The following is a 21,232-nucleotide window of genomic DNA, read 5'->3' as shown; positions in this document are numbered from 1 at the left end:
TGAGGTGGGAAAAAGAGACCCTGTACGTTCGGACGAACGCCCCCTGGCGGTGTCGTAGCGCATCGGGACTGCGTGGCGATTCGAACTCGCGGGCCGACACGGTTTTGCTCGTCGCCACCGTGTTGTGATTCGTGCTCGGACTCCGATTTTTCGTCTGCAGAGGCTGTGAAACTGTCTATGCGGACGTCGAAGTGCCGCCCCAGTGTCGTCGGTGTGACGACGCTCCGTTCGAGGAGATCGGTCCCGAAGCCCAGGCAGCGGCGTACTTCATTGGACGGTGACTCCGGTTTTGGTTTGTGGTACGCTCCAGGGCTGAGCGAGTTTCTGCGTGAGTGAAGAGAGTGATAGACGGACGGACGAGGCTGGACTCGTCTCGGCTACTGGAAAGATCGCTTAGATCCACGATGTAAGGCGTCGTGAACAGTTCTCGTCCCCGCAAGACCAGCAAGCACCGAGGGAGACGAGCGTCGCGGGCGAAAGCCAGCGAGATGCGGTCTCGCACACTTACGAGGAAGGCGGACGGCCGAACACTCCGCGATTCCGCCGACTACATTCGTGCTGTCGTTCACCAGATCGCTCGGATTCCCAATCAGGAAGTAAGAATTCCATATAGCGGTATAGAATTTATACGACGGCTATCGGACAGTCAATCAGTTCAATAGAGCGAGTAAATGTTCGCCTCGTAGGTCTCACGAACCCGATCGCCCCAATTGTGGGTGTAGGTATCGATGATGTCGCCTCCGACATCGCCGCGGAGATACTTGACGATCCCGCGGTCGCCGGTCCGGTCCCGCAGGTGTGTGGTGAAGAAGTGCCTGAAGTAGTGAGGCGTGACGTTTTCGTCGGCCCCACCACCGGATCGGTGCCAGCCCGCATCACTGGCGTGACGCTCGACGATGTGATGGACCATATCCGGTGTCAGGCGCTCGCCCCAACTGCCGGAAGTGCTGACGAACAGCGGTGCTGCGGGGGATCGCGTGGCCGGACGAACGGCCGCCCACCGACAAAGCACGGTTTCGAGTTCCTCGTCCACGGGAACAATGGTCGAGCGCTTTCGTTTGTTCGATGCGCTCCGTTCCTCACCGGCGACGACCTCCCCCGCAGTGGGTTCAGCAGCGACGTAGATCGAGGAGCCGCGACCGTCCAATTGCGTCCGAGGTGATATGTCGCCGTCGGTGAGATTCGAGATTGGCGTTTGATCGGTTAGTACGACGTCTCGAAGATCCAGATTACAGAGTTCGCCGACTCGCATCCCCGTTTTGAGCAGCGTACAGATGACCGCGTGATCCAGTGGATGGTGCACGTCGTGCAGGAACGACTGCATTGCTGACAGCGAAATTTCACGCCGGGACGGGTTCGTATCGATCGCCTCGTCCATCTCCTCCATCACGAGAGTCATAGGATTGGACTCGAACCGTCCAACCTGCGTCAGGTACGCGTAGAACCGGTGCAGGTACGACGCGTATGTCGCGATGGTGCTGTCGGCCATCTCCGAGCGGCGAAGCGTATGGATCCACGCCATACAGTCGCGGTAGGACGCGTCGCCGATGGATATCGAGGCGTTGCTGGGGTTTTGCGCAGGATCCGAGAGGAAGGCCTCAAAGCGGCGTAACACCCGCTCGTAGGCCGCTCGCGTTCGATCCGACTTCCCGTGGTACGTCATATCCTCTAAGAAGTACGACACGGGGTCCTCACGCTGGAGGTCAGTCGCTTCACTATTCATCGGGACGCTCCGAAGAGCCTGCCAGCGTATATCCGCCGTGTCGGCCGCTGTACTGAACTTCGTTCGAGGCCTGGAGGTCCTGTAGCGTCGTATCCAGCCGATCCTCGATGTCGTTCGTCAATGCCGCGAGCAGTTCGTCCCATGATCGGTACTCCGAGTCCGAGAGTGCAGCCCGCACTCGCTCTCGGAACTCTTCTCCCTGCTGTGCGCTCTCTTCGGAGTTCTGCGAGTTGGCCGACTGGGCGGTCTCTTCTTCCTCCCCACTAGGGAGATCAGGAATCTCGAAGTTGCGACGGCCCGCCTGGACCATCGTCCGCAGGAATTCACTCTGACTCATCCCGAGTTGATCGGCGTGTTCTTTCCAGCGTTCTTTCTGATACGCCGGGACGTACGTCATCACGGTTTTTCGTTCCGTGTCGGATCCCTCCGTCGACATACTGGTGTGTGCGAACCCGTCCCACTTGAATATACTGTACGAATCAGGATAACCTCTCTTAGATGTGGTTCTGAAACCCTATTAGCACCGGTTCCAAAGTATTAGTTGTGCAAGTACTATCATAAAATGTGAATTGGTTTTACCGGCACAAATAATATTTTGTCGCCCTGAGAGCCCGGATCCAGGATTAGCGTTGGGCCGCCAACGACTGATTTCGACACCCGGCTCTTCGACCTGCAACCCCTGGGGTAGAGGGCTCCAGAACCGGGGAGGAGCCACCACCTGAATAGCCCGGTATAGACACCGGGTTAGATATTCGGTCTCGATCTGGCAATTGGTTTTCTCGACCCGTCTCGGAAACGAGGCACGCTTCGATCAGGATCTCGGCCGACCAGTCACGATCCGCGTTCTTCGTTTTCCGAAGTTATCCAGCGCTGGATCGACGCGGGATACAGAACAGGGATTCAAGGACCATCCTGATTCTCTCCGCTCTCGACGACGTCCCCTGAGATAACCTCACAGGCGAACCGAGCGCCGGGCGTAGTGGATGAGGATCACCGGGGTGGTCGATCTCTCGGCAAATATTCTTCCCACTGTTCGCCGTGCGACGGACAACCGCTCGACAGGACTCACTGAATCGACCGATGAAACACGATTCTGGCGGATAACCTCAGTGACCGGTTTCGCCCGTGAAATGCAGATGCAACACGCGGTTACTGTCGCGTAGCGACGTTCAGGCGTTCGTACCGATCAGACAGTGATCCCCGAATCAGATGTGCTCGAGGCGTCGCCTGGATACATCCGATGCTGATTCAGCGACGGTCCGCAGTAGTTTGGGCCTCCTCTGCGCTCGGGGTCACTTGGTGGCGTGCGATTGGTACCGTCTCTACGTCTCGACCCGGCCCGAGAACGCGTCTTCATCCGTGATTCCACTCGAGCTGTCAATTCCGTTCCGATCCGAAATTTCACACCGGCTTGAGCCCGTTCCCTGGCTTTGGGTTACCGGCCCGTATGTGGGCGCTACCAATCCGATCGTCCGTTCCTGACGGTGACTGCGTAGGCGCGCTGCTAAAGACCCGCTCCCGTTCGACCACCGACTGGAGTGAAGTGTCGAGTGACTCGCAGTGAATGCCCGCGAATTCTGGTTTCTATTCGGTGTGTCGCGTGGCGGCTTTCGTCTCGATTCGGAGCCGTCTCCTCCGAGACTCGTATACTTCATATCGCTATACGAACTGGCTCCGGTTCCCCGCTGGTCACTGGATCCGGTTTCGAACCTGGGCTGCGGCGATTCCGACGATGAACGCGGCACCGACGTTCACGAGGACGCCGATGAGGCCGACAGCGACAGTGAGGGCCAAATCTTCGGTTTCGAGGCCGCTACGGGCCAGTTCGATGGCAATTACTCCGAGGACCACGCCGAGCATCGACACCGGAAAGGCCGCGATCACGCCGACCGCGAGGATTGCGGCCAGCGCGTAGAGCACCCCCAGAAGCAGATTCGCTCCGGCCGTTCTCGCACCGAACGCGTACTTCCCCGCCACCCCGCCGCTGCCGTGACACATCGGCATCGCACCGAAGGGGATCGCGAGGAGATTCATCGCCCCCATACTCGTCGCCAGTTCGTCAGGCGAGACATCGCTATCGAAGTAATCAGATAACAGCAGTGAGGTCGCGACGGCTGCGTTACCCACGGTCATCGCGAGCTGTCCGATAGTCGCGCCGACGGCATCGGTCGAGAGCCCGGACGGGTCCGGAATCGCCACTGTGAGTGCAGGCAAGTGAGGAGCGGAGAACCCCGTCTCCCAGACAGCGATCGCGACTCCGACGCTGAGGACGGCGAGCGTACTCAGGCGTCTGTGGCCCAGCGCGAGGCTCCCGAGGACGACGGCGATGGCGATGAGCGCGAGGATTGGGCCGCCGAGGCTCAACTCGATCCCAGTCCGGAGAAGAACGAGCCCGACAGCCAGTTGCACGCCGCGGATCACCGGCCGGTCCACGTGGCGTTCGACTCGGGCGAGCGTCCCGGTCGCCCCGACCGCGAGCAGCACCACGCCGGCCAGCAGCCCAGCGACGGCGAGTTCTGAGGGGGCGAGCGAGCCAGCGATCACCAGTGCAGCGAGCGCTTTCATCGGTTCGACCGAGATCGGGAGTCCGTAGTGGATTCCCCAGACGATCTGGAACACGGCAAAGCCCAGCAGGAGACGCGCGAGCGAGAGTTCGGTGAGGGCGGCCACGCTGACCACGATCGGCAGCACCGTAACCGAATCCCCTAACGCCCCGGTCAGTTCGTCCCACGAGAAGGCGATCCCTTCTCGGTGGCTGATCCGGGCGAAGACGTCCATCGATAGAGAGCAGAATCCGGGGGCGTAAAATCTCTTTGTATCCTCTGCGGCGAAGGCTGCGGATCCAATTATCGTCAGGAAACTGCTTTCGATTCCTGCTTGTCGCAGTTCTCGGCTGGGAGGTGGTAACAAAATGTCGTTACGCGCTGGCCGCGTCGTCGCCCGGAGTGAGAACGGAAGTCAGACCGAAACGCCCCGAGTCGCCGTGGCCTTGAACGAGACGACGACGTCGTGGCCTGGCTCCAACCCGAGCTTCTCTCGGCTGTCCTCGGTGACCAGTGCCAGGATGGGCTGGTTACCGCCGATGTCCACCGCGATGCGAGCGATGCGTTCGCCCATCTCGACCTCGCGAACAGTCCCCGAGAACCGGTTGCGAGCGCTGGTGTGTTCCGGCACTGGAGTGTCCTCGGGGTCGGTCAGCGTGACGGCGTCCGCCCTGATCGAGAGCTCGACTGCGCCCGATCCATCGGGGACGAGGGCACGGACGTGACCGGCCCCTGTCTCGACGGTCACCAGTTCGCCGTCGCGGTCCACGATATCGCCCGAAAGGACAGTCTCCGCGATGTCAGCCACGCCCTCGAAGCTGGATTGGGTTCGTGCGAACGCCGCCAGGAGGTCTCTCGCGTTGTCGGTGAGTTCGCTTCCCCCGCCGCCGGCTCCGCCGCGTCGGCGTTCCACGAGCGAGCCGAACGCCTCTTCCAGTTCGACGATGCGCCGTTGTGCGTGTGCGTACGACCGGCTGAGGGTCTCGGCGGCGTTGTTGAGCGATCCCTCGCGGTCGATCGCGCGCAGTAACTCGACGTCCCGAGCGCCGAGGGTGACGTCACCGGCGCTGAGGTAGGCGTCGAACGTGGATTGCGTGTCCATACACCCGTTTCGGAGTCCAGAGCAAAAGCATTATATCCACTCTGGGAAAACGCGGTTGTATCTATGTCGAAACAACGGTCTGATAACGGTACTCAGAAAGGGGCCGAACAATCGATTACATCCCGCCGAAAATTCCTGACGATTGCTGGAGGGACCGGCATCGCCGCACTCGCCGGCTGTTCGGGCGGAGGCGACAGTTCAGGATCGACGGAAACCACAGCGTCCGAGGAAACCGACTCGATGTCGACAGCGACGGAGACAGGCACTCCAACCGCGACGCCGATGTCGGACTCGATGACGATTTTCCACGCGGGGTCGCTCGCGCCGCCGTTCAGCGAGGCCGAGCCACAGTTCGAGGACGAATACGATGTGGACGTGAACCGCGAAGCGAAAGGGTCGGTCGCCTCGACGCAGAAGATCACCCAGCAGGGCCGTTCGGCCGATGTCCTCGGAGTCTCGGACTTCCGGCTCATCCGGAACCGCGTGCTCCCCGAGTACGGCGACTGGTACGCCATCTTCACGACCAACTCGATGTCGATCCAGTATCGCGAGGACTCCCCCGGAGCCGACGAGATTTCGGCGGACAACTGGTGGGAAGTGCTGACCCGCGACGGCGTCACGATCGGTCATTCCGATCCGGCCGTTGATCCTGGTGGGTACCGCGCAGTAATGTCACAGCAACTCGGCGCGATCGAATTCAATGGCGAGCGCCTCTACGACGATGCCACCTACCAGGCGCTTCGAGAGAACTCCACCGTTCCGACGGGCACCGAGACGAACCTCGAAGGCCAACTCGAATCGGGCGAACTGGACTACGTGTTCTACTATCAGTCGATCTCCGCGAACTCCGGTCTCCCGTATATCGACCTCCAGCCCGAAGTCGACCTCTCACAGGCGACCAGTGAGTACGCGAAGCACTACGCCAAAGCCGAGGTCGAGACGGGCTCGGGGACCTTCACCGGCGCGCCGATCGCCTATGGGCTGACGGTCCCGAGCGTCGCCGAGGCGCCCGGCCGTGGAGCCCAGTGGGTCGAGTACTTCGCAACTGAACCCGGTCGGCAGATCCTGGAAGATCTGGGTCTCGTGCCGGTCGATCCGGTCGTCGTCCCAGCCGCCTCCGAAGACGCGATCCCTGAACGCGTGATGAACGTTGCCAGTGCGCAAGAAACGCTCGGGCCACTGGAACTATGAGCCGACCCCGATGAAGAGGTTCTGATGGCAACAGAAACCGGACCCAGTGTCGAGGTCGATTCCGGCGGGATGACGAGCGTCGCGCTCGTCGTCGGGTTCGTGGTCCTCCAGGGAGTCGCCTTCGCCGCCGCCTACACGACCGGACGCCCGACGTGGTACGCGTACTTTATGATCGGGAGCACGGCGGTTACGGCGTACGTTCTGGACGGTTCGTCGTTCACTGTTGCGACCGCGACGCTCGGTAGTGTGCTCGTCGTTGCACTCGGACTGCCGCTGTTTATGTTCGTCGCGCGTCAGACGCCATCACTCGTCGTCGAGAAAGCGCTGAACCCCGACGTCCATCGCGTCTTGTATCTGGGCGTCTACGGACCGCTTCTGGCCGCCCTGCTGAGCCTCGGATTCGGGGTCCCGCTCGCGCACCTCCTCTCGGAGGGGTTCCCCGGACAACCCCTCGTCGAGAGCCTAGTCGACCTTCCGCTCGTCGTCCCGCACTCGGTCGCCGGGATCTTGATTCTGTTCGGCTTCGGGCAGAGCGGGGCGTTCCCGAACGTCTCGGTGCTCGGATCGATGGTCGGAATGGTGCTGGCGATGACCTTCGTCGCCGCGCCGTACGCTGTCAACGCCACACGGGAGTCCTTCGAGGCGATCGAGGACCGCCTCGAGTACGCCTCCCGGATCCACGGGGCGAACCGGTGGGAGACGTTTCGGCGCGTGACGGGCCCGCTGGCCGCTCGCGGGATGATCACCGGGGGCGTGCTGGCGTGGGCGCGGGCCGTCTCTGAATTCGGTGCAGTCGCGGTCGTCGCTTACAGCGTCACGTTCTTTTACCCACCGGCGGGCGAGAAGGTGACGGCCCAGCACGCGCCGGTGTTCGTCTACAACACGTACCTCCAGGGTGGCCTAGAGGAGAGCGGTGCCGTCGCGTTCCTCCTGCTGGCGGTCTCTGCGGTCATCTTCTTGATAGTGCGATACCTGACCAACGACGACGCGACGGGGGGAATGCCGTGACTCACCTCAGCGCCGAACTCACCTCGACGTTCACCGCCGAGGGCGCAGAGCCGTTCACCGTCGACGCCGCGCTCGAAGCCGGCGACGAAGAGACGGTTGTCATCCTCGGCCCCAGTGGGAGCGGCAAAACACTACTCCTGGAGACGCTCGCCGGCTTCCACGGCCACGAGGGAACGGTCACTGCCGACAGCGAGGACATCACCGACCGCAAACCGGAGGATCGCGACTTCGGGTTCGTGTTTCAGGACTACGCGCTCTTCCCACATATGACCGTGCGGGAGAACGTCGAGTACGGCGCGCGCTATCGCGACTCACCACGCGATGCCGACGAGCTGCTCGCAGAACTGGGCGTCGGCCACCTGACCGACCGGAGTCCGCCGACCCTCTCGGGGGGAGAGAAACAGCGCGTCGCACTCGCTCGCGCCCTCGCCGTCCGTCCGGAGGTGTTACTCTTGGACGAACCGCTGGCCGCGCTCGACGTGCCGACACGGCAGTCATTGCGGGATGACCTCGTGGACGTCCTCGCCGACGTCACGTCTGTCTACGTGACCCACAACCGAACGACCGCACGGGCGATCGCCGACCGGATCATCGTGATGGCAGACGGCCGTGTGGTCCAGCGCGGGACGCCCGAGGCGGTCTTCGAGCGCCCGAAGTCGTCGATGGTTGCGAAGTTCACCGGGTCGAACGTCGTCGATCTCTCGTCCGCGCCCGAACTCAAGTCGCTTCTGAACGGCAGCGGGCCCGGCGCCGAGAACCCTGCGCGCCCGAACGGCACGAGCGGACAGGTCGCCATCAGACCCGAGGCGATCCGACTCCAAGACGGCGACGGCGACCTCCGCGCGACAGTTCAGCGGGTCGTCCGCGAGGACGCGACCAACCGCGTGACGCTGGCCTTCGACGATGTGACCGTCGAGGCGTTCGCCGACCATCCGCCGTCAGTCGGGAGCGACGTGTCGGTGACGTTCCCGCGCGACCGATTCCACCCCTGCTGAACGGCCGGCGGTGCACTCCCACTCGTTCCTCACTCGGCCTCGATCGGGTCGACCAGTCCAGGATCGTCGTTTCCGGGGCTGTTCACGCGGGTGGATACCGGGTACGCGTCCCACGCTTCGGCGGGGTACGGATCCAGAAGACGGGCGGCTTCTTCGGTCGATCCCTGGAGCCACGTCGACTCCTCTTCGGGATCAAGGACGACTGCCATCCGGTGGTGTAAGTCGGCGACGACGTCGTTTGGATCGGTCGTGACGACCGCGAAGGACTCCACGACCTCCGGGTCCGCGTCGGCACCGCCGTCACCGCCGAAGTCACCGAGTCCCGTCTGGGCGTGGTCGGACTCCCAGCGTTCCCAAATCCCCGCCATCGCGAACGGGCGATCGTCCTGGAACGCGACCCGGTACGGCTGCTTGGTCTCGTCACGCTGCACCCACTCGTAGAAGCCGTCTGCGGGGACCAGACAGCGACGGCGTTCGTACGCGTCAGCGAAACTGGCCTTCTCGTCGATCGTCTCCGCGCGGGCGTTGATGCGGTCGTTACCGGCGCGTTCGTCGTCGGCCCACGACGGGACTAACCCCCACTGGAGCCGCTGGAAGGTGTCAGGCGCGTCGTTTCTGATGACCGGCAGGGCTTGTCCCGGCGCGCAGTTGTACCGCGGGGTTCTCGAACCGGGGAACTCGGCGTCGAAGCGCGCCTCCAGTTCCTCGGTAGGTGTAAAGAGCGTGTAACGACCGCACATACCCAGAGTCTCGGATCTGGGGCGTGAAAATTGAATCGGCCACGGTTCCCTCACCGACGGGTACATCCGCCGGACGGTACAGCCGCTGGATACCGGCCCCCCGACGCGGCCTCCGACACGCTTAGGCGTGGGGCCCTCTCTCGTTGGGATATGCGAATCGAGAACAGCTTCGTCCCCGCTGAGGGTGTCGGCGAGACCCGCGAGCGCTCGCTGTGGGAGGCGGGCATCCTGACGTGGGAAGACTTCGACCCGGCGCGGGCCCCGGTCGGACCGAAGATGGGCGAACGGGTCGAATCCTTCCTCGCGGAGGCGCTGGAGCGACTCGACGACGACGACGCGCACTACTTCGGCGAGCGCTTCCCGACGAAGGAGAACTGGCGGCTCTACGAGAATTTCAGGGACCGTGCGGTCTTCTTCGACATCGAGACGACCGGCCTCGACGCCGGCCGCAACGACGTTACCACCGTCTCGGTCACACAGGGCGGCGAGACCACGACGCTCGTTCGCGGCGAGAATCTCACCGACGAATCGCTCCGCGAGCAGTTCCGCGACGCCCCACTTGTGGTGTCGTTCAACGGCAAGCAGTTCGACGTCCCGTTCCTCGAGGACAACTTCGACGTGTCGATCGACGCGCCGCACCTCGATCTGATGTACCCCTGCCGCCGCATCGATCTGACCGGCGGCTTGAAAGCCATCGAGCGAGCGGTCGGCATCGACCGCGACCGCCCGGACCTCTCGGGCAAAGATGCCGTACGCCTCTGGCACCAGTACGCCCGCGACGGCGACGACGGCGCGCTCGACACGCTGGTTTCGTACAACCGCGAGGACACGGAGAACCTCCAGAACCTCGCCGACGTGGTCGCCAGACGCCTCCACGACGACTCGCTGGGCGCCGTCGCCGGCGAACCCGCCGGCATTCCCGATCCGCGATCGTAACTGAGCCGTCGCGTCGGTCGCCGCGAATGTTTTTGGCGAACCTAAAAACACAAATACCCCCAGACGAAACGGCGGGTAATGACTACGTACACCTTCGACGACCTGGCGGTCGTTATGGGGACTTACAACGAGGAAGCAGCCATCGAGAGCGTCCTCGGGGACATCGAGTCGGTCACAGACGGGCGCGCGGAGATCGTCTGCGTCGACAGTTCCGACGATCGGACGCCGGAGATCGCCCGCGAGCACGGCGCCACCGTCATCGACCAGCCGCCGATGGGGTACGGCTACGCCGTCCGGGAGGCCCTCGTCGCGCCCGACCGCCCGGTGGTCGTCACCACCGACTGCGACGACACCTATCCGATGGAGAAACTCCCGGCGTTCCTCGAGTTGATCAACGAGGGCTACGACGTCGTCTCGGGCGACCGTCTGTACCACGGGGCCGACGCGATGCCCGCGTTCAACCGCTTCGGCAACGCCGCGTTCGCCCTGTTGGCCTCGGGGTTGATGGGCGAGCGCGTCCACGACACGACGACCGGGATGCGCGCCTACCGGCGGGAGCTACTGCACGATATCGAGTGGACCGAGAACACGGGGCTGTCGGCGGAGCTCCTGATCCGGCCGCTGCTGCGCGGCTACGAGGTCAGAGAGGAGCCGATTCCGTACCGCGAGCGCGCCGGGGAAACGAAACTCGATCCGATCGAGGGCGGTGCCGCCATCGCGAAGTCGATCGTGAAGGTCTGTCTCGAAGAGCAATTCGGGTAGCTTCGGCGACGCAGTGACTCCGGAGGGCTCCGACACGTGGTGCGCGCGTTGTCAGCGGATGATGTCCTGGATCCGCCGCGGCTCGCCGTTCAGCGACGGGCTCTCCTCGACGATCTTCAGGACTTCGTGGTCGGTCACGTCCGGATAGGACTTCTCGATGGCCTCCTCGATGAGGGGTTTCTCCAGTCTGAATTCGGTCCCTTCGTAGACGACGTCGACGCCGTCCTCGTCGAACGAAAGTGTGGTCATACGAGGGCGTAGTCGGCCGCGGAGTAAAAGGCCATCAATCCGCATCGATCGCTTCGCGGTCTCGATCCGATTTCCGGCTGGATTTGAGTCCCGATTCGATCCGATTTCCGGGTTCGGTTTGAGTTCGGGCTCGGTGCGACCGCCAGAGTGGATTCGACCACCGGAGTCGATTCGACCACCGGAGTCGATTCCACTGCCGGGATCGTCTCGAAGCGTCCGACGACCGTCTGACGCGCCGTTTAATATGCCGCGTGTGTTGATCCGGAGTGTGGCACTCGGTCAAGATCCGCTCGACGCGCTCGAGATCCCGGACGGCACGACCGTCGAGGAGCACGATCTCGTGACCGACGGAGACGTGGTCGTCGGCGGACAGAGCACTGTCGAGTTCGGCGTCCGCGGACGGAACGTCCTCGCGGGCGAACGCGTCACCTTCGGCGGTGATATCGAGGCCGAAGGCGACTGTCGTCTGGACGTGTGGTGCGACGTCGCCGGCAACGTCCTGGTTGGCGAGGACGCGTATCTCGGCGAACGCGTCCACATCGCCGGGCGGCTGATGGTCTCCGGCGACTTGGACATCGGCGACGACGTCGACATCGAGGAGGGCTTCGAGGCCAACGGCTGGATCGTCATCCGGAATCCGGTCCCGACCCTGGTCTTCTACTTCGTGGTGCTCTCACAGCTCCTCCGCCTCGGGGAGAACGACGCAGCCGACGAACTCGCCCAGGCGCTCTCGGGCGACAGCGAAGACGACCCGCTCGTGATCCCGCGCGGGTCGACGGTCTCCGACGACGCCTGGCAGGCGTCGACCCCGGCGACGATCGGAGACGGGTGTCGGCTCCACGGGAACGTTCGCGCGGAGCGGCTCACAGTCGGAGAAGACAACAACATCTTCGGGAGCCTCCGCGCCCGCGGTGACATCAGCGTCGGTAGCGGCACCCAGATTCACGGCGACGTGACGACCCGCGACGGGGCCGTGACGATCGCCGACGGGGCTCGGATCCTCGGTGACGTCTCGTGCTCGGAACTCGAACTCCACGACGGCGCGGAGATCGATGGGACGATTCGAGCACAGGGAGACGTCCGACTCGTCCGGCCGAACGACTCGCGCGACGCCGAGTGAGGGCCGCAGACGCTCACGAACTCTTATATACGAAGCCGGGGCCAGACGCCCCGTGACGTAGCCTTCAGTCCGCGTCGGGCAGCGGGTGTCCGGCACCTCGACGCGGAGCCGTCCCGCCGGCTGTTCGCAACTATCGAGAGCCTCGAGAAAACTCAAAGCCGCCTTTGTGCCACCGGCGCGTCTTTCCCGTGGTTCCACGTACGGACGCACGTGATGGCATCGAGACGGACACTTGCGCTCGTCGCGCTGGTCGCACTGGTCGCGCTCGCCGGCTGTGGCGCGACCGGGGGCGGCAGCGGCGGCGCTGATGGGGGGTACGAACAGGCAACCGAGGTCGCCGACGCAGGGGCTGAGGCGACAGGCGACCCACCGGAGACAGCGGTGGCCCGGGACGCCGAAGATGGCACGGGCGGTGACGGCGACGCCGCGGTCACCGTTCAGGAACGACAGGTGATCAGGACCGGCACGGTCGTCGTCGAGGTCGAGGACTTCGAGCGAGCCCGCTCGAATATCACCGAAGCGACCGAGGGGTACGGTGGGTACGTTTCGGACACGTCGCAGGAGCGCCGCGAGATCGACAACCAGACCTGGGTCCGCGGAGCGGTCGTGCTCCGTGTCCCACAGTCCGAGTTCGACGCCCTCGTCGATGACGCGAAAGGACTCGGCGAGGTCGAATCGGTCGATACCGACGCCCAGGACGTGACCGGACAGATCGTCGATATCCAGGCGCGGCTGAAGAACCTCCGCGCCGAGCGCGACCGTCTCCGGGAACTCTATCAGCAGGCGAATACGACCGAGGACGTGCTCGCCGTCCAGCGTGAACTCTCTGACGTCCAGCAGGAGATCGAACGGCTCGACGCGCGGCTGCAGTCGCTCCAGAATCAGGTCGCGTACTCGACGTTGACCGTGCGGCTCGAAGAGCCACGACCCACGCCGAACCGGGTCGCGCCCGATCGCTGGTACGACACGCCAGTCCTCTCGGCGTTCCTCCAGTCTGTCGACGGCGTCGCCGTGGTCGCTCGCGCGCTCGTGGTCGGGACCGCTTACGCGCTCCCGTATCTCATCACGTTCGTGCTGCCGATGGTCCTCGTCGTCGGCGCCGCCTGGCGGTACCGGCGACGATTCATCCCGTGACGAGCGAGGCTATGCCTCGCTGTCGCCGTCGGTACTGGGCTCGTCGTCGCTGCCCTCGCCGGTGCTGACCGTCACCTGGGCCTCGCGCACGACGGCTCCGGCCATCTCGTAGCCGGGCCGATAGACGTCGGCGACGGTGCCTTCGGGCTCTTCGTCGTCGACCCGCATCAGCACCTCGTGCCGCGTCGGGTCGACGTCGCTGCCGGATTCGGGCTCGATAGCCTCGACGTTCTCCTCCTCGAGAATTCGGTCGAACTCCTCCAGCGTCGACTCGACCCCGGGGCGGATGTCCGCGTCTTCGTCCTGATCCAGCGCGCGAACAAGATTGTCACGGACGCTGACGATCCGTCCCACGAAGTCCTCGGTCGCGCGCTCGCGGATCTCCTCTTGGCGCTTCTTCGCGCGCTTCTTGTAGTTCTTGAAATCGGCTTTCGAGCGCTTCAGCGCGGATTCGAGTTCCTCGATTCGGTCGTCGCGCTCCTCGAGGTCTTCTTCGGCTGCCGCGAGCCGCGCCTCCAGCGCCGCGACGTCTTCGGCCAGCGTTTCGTCGAACTCGGCGACGCGGGAGACCAAGGCCGATTCGGGCTCCTCGGCGGTCGGGCTCTCCGGCCCGTTCTCACCTGCAGTCTCCTCTTCGACTGCGTCGGTTTCGTCGGCCCCGTCGGTCCGTTCGGCGGCCGCTGCGGCGCGCGCGTTGTCTCCGTCTTTCTCGGCGGCAGAACGGCTCTCGGGGGACTCTTCGCTCATACCCGGAGAGAGTGGTCCGCGCGTCTTAAACGTGTAGAAACTGGCCTGGCAGCTACTGGTACATCCCGATCGGACGCGCCTGAGTGCTCTCCTCGTTGGCCTCCTGCATCCGCTTTGCCAGCCGCTCTTTCGCCTGTCGGATCTGTTCGGCTCGGTCGACGAGGTCGTCGACGGGAACTTCCAGATCCGCGAGCGGTTCGATTCCCTTCTTGATCAGGACCCGTGCGGCCTCGGGGTCCGGAAAGCGCGGGTCCGACTCGACGACGAGGCCGACAGCGACGCGGTCTGATTCCACCGCGGCGTTCAGGAGGACGCCCGTCGGCCCGGAGACGAGCCCCGTCTCCGACGGCGCTTCGATCCCGGCCTGCGAGATGAGATCGATCCCCTCGCCGACGCCCAGGCCGTACAGCGACGGGACGTGCCCCTGTTCTTTCTCTCTCGGAATCCCCGAGAGATAGAGCGGCATCACGTCGAGGTCGGTGAACCACCCCGAGAGGCACTCGGCGAGCGAGTCAGCAGCAGCCGGTTGGATGGGAACGTCGCTCTGCAGGACGAGGAGGTCCCGCTCCTCGTCTGCGTAGAGGCGGACCGGCGGGTGGAGTTTGGCGTTGTCCTCTTGATACACTGCGACCTTCGGCACGCTGTCGCAGTAGATGTTCCCGTAGTGCGTCATCTCGAACTCCTCGACGATGTGGTCTGCGGCGATCTTGCCGACCAGTCCGACGCCGGGGAATCCCTCGATCAAACACGGCTCTGTGAGTGAGAGGTCGTCTGCGAGGACGGAGATCCGTGCCATATGTGACGCAAGAGCGCACCGGTACAAAAAATCGCTGGGCCAGCGCCGCACTGCGCCAGTCGGCCTCCGCGAACCGACATTCACAAGCGCATACGCCGAGTGGCTCGTCGTATGCAACCACTCGAGCGGTACGCGTCGATCGTCGACGAGTTCGACGCGTTCCGGGCGGCGTGCGATCGGCCGCTCCCGTCTGTCGTCCGCGTCAACACTCTCAAGGCGTCGATAGCGCGCGCTCGCGCGGCACTCGACGCCGATAACGTCGAGTACGAGGCGACCGACTGGCACCCCGGCATCCTCCGACTCGAAGAGCGCGGTCCCGGGACGTCGTGGCCGTACTTCCACGGCTGGCTCCACGGGCAGGAGGAGGTCTCGGTGCTGCCCGCACTCGCACTGGATCCACAACCCGGCGACGTCGTCTGGGACGCCTGTGCCGCGCCCGGGAGCAAGACCACGCAACTGGCCGACCTGATGGACGATCGGGGAGTGCTCTTGGGCAACGACAACAACCTCGGACGGCTTTCGGCGTTGCGACACAACGCCGAGCGACTGGGGATCACGAACCTCGTCGTGACGAATCAGGACGCACGGAATTTCTCGTTCAAGCCGTTCGGCGACCGCACTGACGACGAAAACCGGATCGAGGCGGTCGACCGCGCGCTGGTGGACGCTCCCTGCTCGTGTGAGGGGACGATCCGGAAGAACCCCGACGCGCTCGACCAGTGGTCGATGGACCACGTCGAGAGCGTGGTGGGAATACAGAAAGGGATCCTCCGGCGGGCGGTTCAGGCGACGCGCGCGGGCGGGACCGTGGTCTACTCCACCTGTACGTTTGCCCCCGAAGAGAACGAGGCCGTGCTGAATCACGCGCTGGAGACCGAAGACTGCGAACTCCGCGAGTGGGAACCGCCCGCGGGATTCGAGACCGACCCGGGGATCACCGAGTGGGACGGCGACGAGTACGACCCGTCGGTCGAACTGGCACACCGCGTCTACCCGCACCGCAACGACACGGGCGGGTTCTTTTGTGCGAAACTGGAGGTGACTGGATGACTGACCCGAACACGGACGGTGTCGACGGCGACAGTCCCCCCGAGAACGATGGCCACCGGTTCGACCGACTGCCGGCGACGGCCGCCGAGCGCGAGGTGCCGGGCCGACCGACCCGAGCGGAGGTCGTTCAGTGGTGGGAACAGCGATACGGGATTCCGCCAGCGACGTGGGAGGAACACACGTTCTGGGAGAAGGGCAACGGGAAACTATGGGCGTTTGCGGCCGACGTGGTCTCGCCGATCCCGGTCGAAAGCCTGGGGCTGCGCATCCTCCGGACGCGGCAGGAACACTGGAAGCCCTCGACGGACGCAGTCCAGCGATTCGGACGTGCCGCGACCGAGAACGTGGTGCGTCTCGATCGGACCGAGGCAGAGCGGTTCGCCCGCGGTGAGGACCAGGAACTCCCCCGGTGGGACGGCGACTGGGGCTACGTGATCGCTGCCCACGAGATCGCCGACGGGGTCGAACCGATCGGCGTCGGCCTCTATCTCCACGGCGAACTCCGGTCGACCGTCCCGAAGGGACGGCAGGAAGACCTCTCATAGATCTCGTAGACTGGGACAGACTCACTTCGGCTGGACGGTGCCGCCACCGAGTCCTTCCCAGGCGACGCGGTACCCGAGTCGCGAGAGGACTGCAGCCACCTCGTCGATGCCGTGGCGCGACATCGTCTCCTCCACCGCCGAGAGCGACAGTCCGGCCTCGACGTCGGCCTCGATCTCGCTGAGCACCGCCGGCCGGATCAGCGTCCGCCCCACGCGTTCGTGTTCGGGAAACGACACCGATTCGACGGCCTCGACGCCGACACCGCGCTCGTTCGCGACGTCTTCGAGGCTGACCACGTCCCGGTCGGGAACCAACGCTTCGGGCAGGCCGGCCGCAGCCCGCGCGATCAGTTCGGACTCGTACTCGCGGAGCGCGTCGACGACGTCTTTCACCCGCACCCGTTTCGAGAAGGTGACGACGCGGTGATCCAGCGCCTCGATCTCCTCGCCGACGCCGAGCGATTCGTCTACCGCGACGAGGAGTTCGACGTCTTCGGCGACGCTCCCGAACTGATCCAGTTTCTTCTCGACGTACGCCGGCGTCCAGAAGCCCATCACCTCGAAGAAGACCCTGCGTGAGGGGGCCGCCGCGTCCCCCGCTGGATCCGCATCACCGGGGCGGTACTCGAAGGCGAAATCCGGAATCATCGCCCGCGCGCCGGCCGCGAGCGGTTCGGGTTCCCGGGACAGTTCCCAGTCGAGATCGAGATTCGAGAACCGGGCGGCGAAGTCGGCTTCGACGCCGCTGTCGTACGTCGGTTCGGCGACGGGGTCGACGTCGGGGACGGAGACGTCGTCGGGACCGAGTCGGAGTTCGCGTTCGGTCCCTCGATCGTCGATCGTCGCCGTCAGCGACCAGTCGGCGGTGGCCGCAACACTGCGCAGTAGCCGGGCGAACGCCGTGCCGTACCGCCTCGTGCGGCGAAAGAGCGCATCCGGTCCCGTCACCAGGAGTTCGCGCGCCGCCGTGCCGTCGGTCGCCTCGTCGGCGCTGTCCTGGGTCAGCCGTCGGATCTCGTACAGCAGGCCGAGGCGCTTGACCGCCGAGACCAGCCGCTTTGGGTCCGAACTCCGGATCCGGACCTCAGTCGCGTCGAACAGTGCCGTCTGCGCGAGCGATAGATTGTACTGCGCGATCAGTTGTGCCGGGTCCCACCGCGAATCGAACTCCGTGAGCACCTCGTTCCGGTCGCGGTCGGCGTACAGCGACTGCTCGACCGCGTCGCGGTCCGCTCCCAGTCGGTCGGCTGCGGCGTCCAGCGCCTCGCGGCGGTCCGCCGCCGTGACGACCGGGCCGAGGGACTCGGCGGCCTCGAAGGCGACCCGACGGACCCGGGCCGGCGGCAGGGGCGCTCGCGTCTCGAACACCGCTTCGCGCTCCAGCAGCGCGGCGAACCCCCGGACGAGTTTGAAGTCCTCAGCATCGCGTTCGAGATCCTCCAGCGCCTCGTCGAGTCGGACGCGCGGCTCGCCGACGTGGCCCTGAAAGACGCCGACGACGCGCGCGGCCAGCGGACGATCCGCGCGCTCTGCGAACTGCGGGTGGTAGCCGCCGCCTGCCCGCGAGACGCGCAAGAGGTCTTTTCGCAGCACGTCCACGATTTCGCGGGCGCAGGCCAAGAGCGTGCCGCCGGGGGGTCGAGACGGCCCGGCCGCGAGGAGAAGACTGATCACACCGGCCGGTCCTTCGGGAGACGATGAAGCGACGAAGCCTCCTCGAGGCCGCCGCCGGTGTCTGCACCGCAGTCCTGGCCGGCTGTCTCGGCGCGGCGCCCCGGGCGACGGGTCCGCGAAACCCCCCGGCGGCACCCGCGGGGGAGCCCCGGCAAACCACTCCCCCGCCGGCCCTCGTCGTCGGCACGTTCGACTTCGAGGCGACCGACGCGGGCACACTCCGCGTGTTCGGCACGGTCGAGAACCGAGGCGAAACCCAGACGACCGCGACGGTAACGGTGACGGCCGACATCGGCGACGAGCGGGTTGAGACGCAGACGTCAGTGGCAGTCGACTCGGACTCGACCGCCGAGTGGTCAGTGGTTTTCGACGTCGAGTACGCGCGGTTCACCTCGAACGGGAGCCTGAGCGTCGACGTCGGCTGAGTGGGGTGCGCTGACGGCTCACCGCCGTCGGTCGGCCACGCGCTCTTCGGCAGTTTCCTCGGTCACGACTTCGTACAGCAGCGCGCCTCGGCCGTCGGACTTCGGGCGGAGGATCCGCCCGAGCCGCTGGGTGAACTCCCGCTCGGAACCGGACCCGGCGAGTACGACCGCGACGGTTGCGTCCGGAACGTCGACGCCCTCGTCGAGGACGTTCGCGGTCACGACTCGTGAGTACGTCCCCTCGCGGAACCGATCCAGAATCTCCTGGCGCTCGCTCGCGCCGGTCTCGCTCGTGATCGCCGGGAGCAGATAGCGATCTGAGAGCCGGTAGACGAGGTCCGTGTGCGCGGTGAAGACGATCACGCGGTCGTCGCGGTGACGGTCGAGCAGGCGTCCCAGCGTGTCCACCTTCGCGTCGGCGTTCATCATAATCTGGCGCGCGCGCTGCTTGGCGAGCAGGGCTTCCCGGGCCTTGGGATCGGTGCCCGAGCGCATCACCAGTTTGCGGTAGTCCGATCCGCTGGTCAGCGAGAGGTTCGAGCGTTTCAGGTAGTCCACGAAGGTCCCCTGGGCCTCGTCGTACGCCTCGCGCTCCTCGGGGCCCAGTTCGACTTCGATCCGCCGGATCTCGTACGCTGCGAGATGCTCACCGGCGAGATCGTCGACCGACGTCTCGTACACCTTCGGCCCGACGAGGTCTTCGAGGACCTCGTGCGCACCGTCCGGACGCTCGAAGGTCGCCGTCAACCCGAGACGCGCCGGAGCCGCGAGTAGTCGTGCGATGTCGCGGTATCCCTCGCCGCCGAGGTGGTGGACTTCGTCGAACACGACGAACCCGAAGTCACCGCCGACGTCCTCGGCCCGGAGGTACGCCGAGTCGTACGTCGAGACCGTGATCGGTGCCTGGGTCTGTTCGCCGCCGCCGAACTGCCCCACTTCGACGTCGAAGTCTGTTTCGAGTTCGCGTCGCCACTGCGTGAGCAGATCGATTGTCGGCACGACGATCAGCGTGGGCACGCCGAGCGTCGCGATCGCGTCGACGGCGAGTACGGTCTTGCCCGCGCCCGTCGGGAGTTCGACGACGCCGCGGTCTCCGCGCTCGCGCCAGGCGGTAATCGCGTCTCGCTGGTACGGTCGTAAGTCGTAGGAGTGCGACAGCGAGAGCGTCTCTTCGGGGAGGACGTGGTCGGCGACCGTCGAGTCAGCGTCGCGAAGCGCGCGCCGGAGGTCCGCGTACCGGAACGCGGGCGTGCGGGCGACCAGGCCGCGTTCGTCCCAGGCGACGCCGGGGAGCGACGCGGCGCGGGCCGCGGACTCGTCGAGTCCCTCGATCCGAATAGTTCCGTCCTCGAACCGCAGCGTGAGCACGCCCGGAGGTGCGTGGTGATCGCATATATACTGTGGGCCGAGGGTGGCTGATGACTCGGACGGCGGGCTTTTACCGACCCGCACGCAACTCCGGTGGTATGAGCCGCGAATCCGAAGAAACCGACGAGGAGGCCGGGGAACAGTCGCTGGAGGCGACGGTAGCGGCGGTCCTCCGCGATGTCGACGCCGCATACGACGACTACGAGCGCGGCTACGTCGACGCGGACGCGACGCTGTCGGTCGTGATGACACACGTCGAGCGCCTGCGCGAGGCACAGGCGGACGAGGACTGACCAGCGGGCCGCGTCTCGGTCGCTATTCCCCGATCAGTCTGCGGACTCGATCGACGTACTCGCCGAACGCCGGTTCCGTCCGATCGCGCGGCCGATCGAGGTCGACGGTCACGACTTCACGGACCCGACCCGGATCGGCTGCCATCACGACGACCCGATCGGAGAGTTTCACCGCTTCCTCGACGTCGTGCGTCACGAACAGGACGGTCTTCTCCGTCTCCGACCAGATCCGGAGGAGTTCCTGATGCAGCATATCGCGGGTCTGTGCGTCGACGCTTCCGAAGGGCTCGTCGGCGAGCAGGATCTCCGGGTCCACCGCGAGGGCCCGCGCGATCCCGACGCGCTGTTTCATCCCGCCGGAGAGCTCCTTGGGATAGGCGTCTGCGAAGTCGGTGAGGCCCACCAACTGCAGCATCTCGTCGATTCGGTCGGTCCGCTCGGTGCCGCGCACCCCCTGTTCTTCGAGGCCGAACGCCACGTTCTCGCGAACGGTCCGCCAGGGGAACAGGCCGTACTCCTGAAACACCATCCCTCTGTCCGTCCCGGGCCCGGTGACCGGCTCGCCGTCCAGGCGGATTTCACCGCTCGTCGGGGCTTCTAGCCCGGCGATCGTCCGGAACAGCGTCGTCTTCCCACACCCGGAGGGACCGACGAGACAGACGAACTCGCCGTCGTTGACGGTAAAGCGCACGCCAGAGAGCGCCTCGACACGCTGGCGATCGGACTCGTAGACCTTGCCGACGTCGTCGACGACGACTTTCGAGCCCCGCATCGTCGCGTTCGTCCGCTCGGCGTCGTCGGCCGTCGAGGAATCCGACGCCGCCGCGTCGC

22 protein-coding genes are annotated in these 21,232 nt (G+C 65.2%); 11 read left to right on the top strand and 11 right to left on the bottom strand.

The features are described 5' to 3' along the window. Positions 1–655: 655 nt before the first annotated feature. The 4 genes from BLU74_RS06720 to BLU74_RS06705 form a co-directional block, all read right to left on the bottom strand. On the bottom strand, positions 656–1,723 hold the full coding sequence (locus BLU74_RS06720) for a tyrosine-type recombinase/integrase (RefSeq protein ID WP_089766500.1): 1,068 nt from the start codon (positions 1,721–1,723) through the stop codon (positions 656–658). After that, on the bottom strand, positions 1,716–2,159 hold the full coding sequence (locus BLU74_RS06715; RefSeq protein WP_089766499.1) for a DUF5805 domain-containing protein: 444 nt from the start codon (positions 2,157–2,159) through the stop codon (positions 1,716–1,718). The genes BLU74_RS06720 and BLU74_RS06715 overlap by 8 nt, the downstream gene beginning before the upstream one ends. Before the next feature lie 1,253 nt (positions 2,160–3,412). Further along, entirely contained in the window at positions 3,413–4,501 is a 1,089-nt protein-coding gene (locus BLU74_RS06710; protein ID WP_089766498.1) for a putative sulfate/molybdate transporter, read from the bottom strand. Between the two features lie 180 nt (positions 4,502–4,681). Further along, positions 4,682–5,368: a TOBE domain-containing protein gene (locus tag BLU74_RS06705; RefSeq protein ID WP_089766497.1), complete on the bottom strand. Its 687-nt coding sequence runs from the start codon at positions 5,366–5,368 to the stop codon at positions 4,682–4,684. Between the two features lie 240 nt (positions 5,369–5,608). Between BLU74_RS06705 and BLU74_RS06700 the strand changes: the two genes are divergently transcribed. The 3 genes from BLU74_RS06700 to BLU74_RS06690 are packed head-to-tail and all read left to right on the top strand — an operon-like array spanning position 5,609 to position 8,562. Beyond that, positions 5,609–6,559, top strand: coding sequence for an extracellular solute-binding protein (locus BLU74_RS06700; protein ID WP_245705746.1), 951 nt, complete (start codon positions 5,609–5,611; stop codon positions 6,557–6,559). A 24-nt stretch (positions 6,560–6,583) separates the two neighbouring features. Continuing rightward, positions 6,584–7,567, top strand: a complete 984-nt coding sequence (locus BLU74_RS06695; RefSeq protein WP_245705745.1) for an ABC transporter permease — start codon at positions 6,584–6,586, stop codon at positions 7,565–7,567. Further along, on the top strand, positions 7,564–8,562 hold the full coding sequence (locus BLU74_RS06690) for an ABC transporter ATP-binding protein (protein ID WP_089766495.1): 999 nt from the start codon (positions 7,564–7,566) through the stop codon (positions 8,560–8,562). Before BLU74_RS06695 ends, BLU74_RS06690 begins: the two co-directional genes overlap by 4 nt. A gap of 29 nt (positions 8,563–8,591) precedes the next feature. On the opposite strand, the gene BLU74_RS06685 is transcribed toward BLU74_RS06690, so the two are convergent. Then, complete coding sequence (locus BLU74_RS06685) at positions 8,592–9,302, bottom strand: SOS response-associated peptidase (protein WP_089766494.1); 711 nt, start codon at positions 9,300–9,302, stop codon at positions 8,592–8,594. A gap of 150 nt (positions 9,303–9,452) precedes the next feature. Between BLU74_RS06685 and BLU74_RS06680 the strand changes: the two genes are divergently transcribed. Both BLU74_RS06680 and BLU74_RS06675 read left to right on the top strand, forming a co-directional pair. Continuing rightward, complete coding sequence (locus BLU74_RS06680) at positions 9,453–10,238, top strand: ribonuclease H-like domain-containing protein (RefSeq protein WP_089766493.1); 786 nt, start codon at positions 9,453–9,455, stop codon at positions 10,236–10,238. A gap of 78 nt (positions 10,239–10,316) precedes the next feature. Further along, positions 10,317–11,000 carry a dolichyl-phosphate hexose transferase gene (locus BLU74_RS06675; protein ID WP_089766492.1) on the top strand — a complete coding sequence of 228 codons (684 nt, stop codon included), beginning with the start codon at positions 10,317–10,319 and terminating at the stop codon, positions 10,998–11,000. Positions 11,001–11,051: 51 nt separating this feature from the next. Here BLU74_RS06675 and BLU74_RS06670 read toward each other — a convergent pair whose 3' ends face one another. Beyond that, positions 11,052–11,249 (bottom strand): DUF5800 family protein, encoded by a 198-nt coding sequence (locus BLU74_RS06670; RefSeq protein ID WP_089766491.1) that lies wholly within the window; start codon positions 11,247–11,249, stop codon positions 11,052–11,054. 268 nt (positions 11,250–11,517) lie between these two features. Between BLU74_RS06670 and BLU74_RS06665 the strand changes: the two genes are divergently transcribed. Both BLU74_RS06665 and BLU74_RS06660 read left to right on the top strand, forming a co-directional pair. Beyond that, positions 11,518–12,369, top strand: coding sequence for a polymer-forming cytoskeletal protein (locus tag BLU74_RS06665; protein WP_089766582.1), 852 nt, complete (start codon positions 11,518–11,520; stop codon positions 12,367–12,369). Between the two features lie 213 nt (positions 12,370–12,582). Further along, positions 12,583–13,503 (top strand): DUF4349 domain-containing protein, encoded by a 921-nt coding sequence (locus BLU74_RS06660; RefSeq protein ID WP_089766490.1) that lies wholly within the window; start codon positions 12,583–12,585, stop codon positions 13,501–13,503. Between the two features lie 9 nt (positions 13,504–13,512). On the opposite strand, the gene BLU74_RS06655 is transcribed toward BLU74_RS06660, so the two are convergent. Then, a complete protein-coding gene (locus BLU74_RS06655; protein WP_089766489.1) occupies positions 13,513–14,250 on the bottom strand; it encodes a nucleotide exchange factor GrpE in 738 nt (245 codons plus the stop codon). A 52-nt stretch (positions 14,251–14,302) separates the two neighbouring features. Further along, on the bottom strand, positions 14,303–15,046 hold the full coding sequence (locus BLU74_RS06650) for a proteasome assembly chaperone family protein (protein WP_089766488.1): 744 nt from the start codon (positions 15,044–15,046) through the stop codon (positions 14,303–14,305). 111 nt (positions 15,047–15,157) lie between these two features. On the opposite strand from BLU74_RS06650, the gene BLU74_RS06645 reads away from it, so the two are divergent. Both BLU74_RS06645 and BLU74_RS06640 read left to right on the top strand, forming a co-directional pair. Then, positions 15,158–16,096: an RsmB/NOP family class I SAM-dependent RNA methyltransferase gene (locus BLU74_RS06645; RefSeq protein WP_089766487.1), complete on the top strand. Its 939-nt coding sequence runs from the start codon at positions 15,158–15,160 to the stop codon at positions 16,094–16,096. Continuing rightward, entirely contained in the window at positions 16,093–16,641 is a 549-nt protein-coding gene (locus tag BLU74_RS06640; RefSeq protein WP_089766486.1) for a DUF7122 family protein, read from the top strand. The genes BLU74_RS06645 and BLU74_RS06640 overlap by 4 nt, the downstream gene beginning before the upstream one ends. 21 nt (positions 16,642–16,662) lie before the next feature. Here BLU74_RS06640 and BLU74_RS06635 read toward each other — a convergent pair whose 3' ends face one another. Next, positions 16,663–18,234 carry a DUF790 family protein gene (locus BLU74_RS06635; RefSeq protein ID WP_089766581.1) on the bottom strand — a complete coding sequence of 524 codons (1,572 nt, stop codon included), beginning with the start codon at positions 18,232–18,234 and terminating at the stop codon, positions 16,663–16,665. A 104-nt stretch (positions 18,235–18,338) separates the two neighbouring features. Between BLU74_RS06635 and BLU74_RS06630 the strand changes: the two genes are divergently transcribed. Beyond that, positions 18,339–18,740, top strand: coding sequence for a hypothetical protein (locus tag BLU74_RS06630; protein ID WP_089766485.1), 402 nt, complete (start codon positions 18,339–18,341; stop codon positions 18,738–18,740). 18 nt (positions 18,741–18,758) lie between these two features. Here BLU74_RS06630 and BLU74_RS06625 read toward each other — a convergent pair whose 3' ends face one another. Continuing rightward, positions 18,759–20,108, bottom strand: coding sequence for a DEAD/DEAH box helicase (locus BLU74_RS06625; protein ID WP_089766484.1), 1,350 nt, complete (start codon positions 20,106–20,108; stop codon positions 18,759–18,761). A gap of 98 nt (positions 20,109–20,206) precedes the next feature. On the opposite strand from BLU74_RS06625, the gene BLU74_RS06620 reads away from it, so the two are divergent. Then, a complete protein-coding gene (locus BLU74_RS06620) occupies positions 20,207–20,401 on the top strand; it encodes a hypothetical protein (protein WP_089766483.1) in 195 nt (64 codons plus the stop codon). A 22-nt stretch (positions 20,402–20,423) separates the two neighbouring features. Here the strand turns inward: BLU74_RS06620 and BLU74_RS06615 are convergent, their stop codons facing one another. Continuing rightward, on the bottom strand, positions 20,424–21,173 hold the full coding sequence (locus BLU74_RS06615) for an ABC transporter ATP-binding protein (RefSeq protein ID WP_089766580.1): 750 nt from the start codon (positions 21,171–21,173) through the stop codon (positions 20,424–20,426). Positions 21,174–21,232: the final 59 nt, after the last annotated feature.

The organism is Halobellus clavatus, assembly GCF_900107195.1.
In the GTDB taxonomy this organism is placed as follows: domain Archaea; phylum Halobacteriota; class Halobacteria; order Halobacteriales; family Haloferacaceae; genus Haloquadratum; species Haloquadratum clavatum.
The sequence above is the reverse complement of the archived record's forward strand: the minus strand, read 5'-3'. Positions and strand labels throughout refer to the sequence as shown.

Excerpts from the sequence above, each read along its gene's own strand:
- BLU74_RS06720 (WP_089766500.1), bottom strand. The coding sequence starts at position 1,723 with ATGAATAGTGAAGCGACTGACCTCCAGCGTGAGGACCCCGTGTCGTAC.
- BLU74_RS06715 (WP_089766499.1), bottom strand. The coding sequence starts at position 2,159 with ATGTCGACGGAGGGATCCGACACGGAACGAAAAACCGTGATGACGTAC.
- BLU74_RS06710 (WP_089766498.1), bottom strand. The coding sequence starts at position 4,501 with ATGGACGTCTTCGCCCGGATCAGCCACCGAGAAGGGATCGCCTTCTCG.
- BLU74_RS06705 (WP_089766497.1), bottom strand. The coding sequence starts at position 5,368 with ATGGACACGCAATCCACGTTCGACGCCTACCTCAGCGCCGGTGACGTC.
- BLU74_RS06700 (WP_245705746.1), top strand. The coding sequence starts at position 5,609 with ATGTCGACAGCGACGGAGACAGGCACTCCAACCGCGACGCCGATGTCG.
- BLU74_RS06695 (WP_245705745.1), top strand. The coding sequence starts at position 6,584 with ATGGCAACAGAAACCGGACCCAGTGTCGAGGTCGATTCCGGCGGGATG.
- BLU74_RS06685 (WP_089766494.1), bottom strand. The coding sequence starts at position 9,302 with ATGTGCGGTCGTTACACGCTCTTTACACCTACCGAGGAACTGGAGGCG.
- BLU74_RS06680 (WP_089766493.1), top strand. The coding sequence starts at position 9,453 with ATGCGAATCGAGAACAGCTTCGTCCCCGCTGAGGGTGTCGGCGAGACC.
- BLU74_RS06675 (WP_089766492.1), top strand. The coding sequence starts at position 10,317 with ATGACTACGTACACCTTCGACGACCTGGCGGTCGTTATGGGGACTTAC.
- BLU74_RS06670 (WP_089766491.1), bottom strand. The coding sequence starts at position 11,249 with ATGACCACACTTTCGTTCGACGAGGACGGCGTCGACGTCGTCTACGAA.
- BLU74_RS06660 (WP_089766490.1), top strand. The coding sequence starts at position 12,583 with ATGGCATCGAGACGGACACTTGCGCTCGTCGCGCTGGTCGCACTGGTC.
- BLU74_RS06655 (WP_089766489.1), bottom strand. The coding sequence starts at position 14,250 with ATGAGCGAAGAGTCCCCCGAGAGCCGTTCTGCCGCCGAGAAAGACGGA.
- BLU74_RS06650 (WP_089766488.1), bottom strand. The coding sequence starts at position 15,046 with ATGGCACGGATCTCCGTCCTCGCAGACGACCTCTCACTCACAGAGCCG.
- BLU74_RS06645 (WP_089766487.1), top strand. The coding sequence starts at position 15,158 with ATGCAACCACTCGAGCGGTACGCGTCGATCGTCGACGAGTTCGACGCG.
- BLU74_RS06640 (WP_089766486.1), top strand. The coding sequence starts at position 16,093 with ATGACTGACCCGAACACGGACGGTGTCGACGGCGACAGTCCCCCCGAG.
- BLU74_RS06630 (WP_089766485.1), top strand. The coding sequence starts at position 18,339 with ATGAAGCGACGAAGCCTCCTCGAGGCCGCCGCCGGTGTCTGCACCGCA.
- BLU74_RS06620 (WP_089766483.1), top strand. The coding sequence starts at position 20,207 with ATGAGCCGCGAATCCGAAGAAACCGACGAGGAGGCCGGGGAACAGTCG.
- BLU74_RS06615 (WP_089766580.1), bottom strand. The coding sequence starts at position 21,173 with ATGCGGGGCTCGAAAGTCGTCGTCGACGACGTCGGCAAGGTCTACGAG.